This window comes from Agaribacillus sp. DX54 (assembly GCF_056858335.1).
On the sequence record NZ_JBXEQE010000106.1, the window covers coordinates 1 to 873 of the forward strand.

Annotated in this window: 1 protein-coding gene; it reads right to left on the minus strand. The window is 40.9% G+C overall.

What is annotated here, in order from left to right:
* A partial coding sequence (locus tag AC04NP_RS30535; protein WP_482863920.1) for a recombinase zinc beta ribbon domain-containing protein occupies positions 1–873 on the minus strand: 873 nt, incomplete at both ends.

Sequence of the window (873 nt, forward strand, 5' to 3'; positions counted from 1 at the left end):
TAGGGATGGAATGTTTAATATCTATGATATTATCGCCTACAACTACTTCTTTTACTAAAAGCCTCAGTATTTTCCTTCTTTCCTTTATGTCAAGGTGATGGATGTTTCGATCCAACTGGTCTGTAAAGCTTTGCACATCCAGTAATTGTAAGCGTTGATCGAGTGCCAGTTCATGTATTTTTAAGTTTTCAAGCTCCTTATCCACGGTCTTTACCCGTTTTTGAAGTGATGGCATTCTTTTCCGCAACTCAGATATAGGTATCAGTCCTTCCTGGTAGGCATCCAGCAACTTGTCCATCGATTGGCTCAGTTTCCTTCTTTGCTTCTCAATAGTAGCCTTTTGATGTACGATAGGGCTTGCTTTCTTTGTTTGTTCAACTCTTTTCTCTACCTCTGTTTGAATAAGCCCTGGATCCCCCAGCAGTGACACTACCTGGTCCCACACCAGCTTATCAAGATAATCCTGCCTTACTGGCCTGCAATTACACTTCCTTATCCCTTCAAAGCGATAGGCATCTGATCCAAAGCACCGGTAATAATAAATCTTTTTTTTAGCTGATGTAGTGGTATGGGTTCTATATAAAGAATAGCCACATTTACTACATACCATCATACCCTGTAAAAGCGTAATGACTTTTGTATTTCTCTGTGAATGAAGCTTGTTATGCTTTAACCGCTCCTGAACAATATCAAATGTAGACTGCGAAACCAGGGCTGGAACTGGTATTTCAATCCATTCTTCTCTTGGCTTTTCTCTATGACAGCCATTTTGTACAACATAGCCTCCTTTTGCTCTGAAAGGTTTGGTAATTCTCTGCCGTTCGGTTTGCTCTGTCTTACCATAACAGGCTTTGCCACAGTAGGCCGGATTAC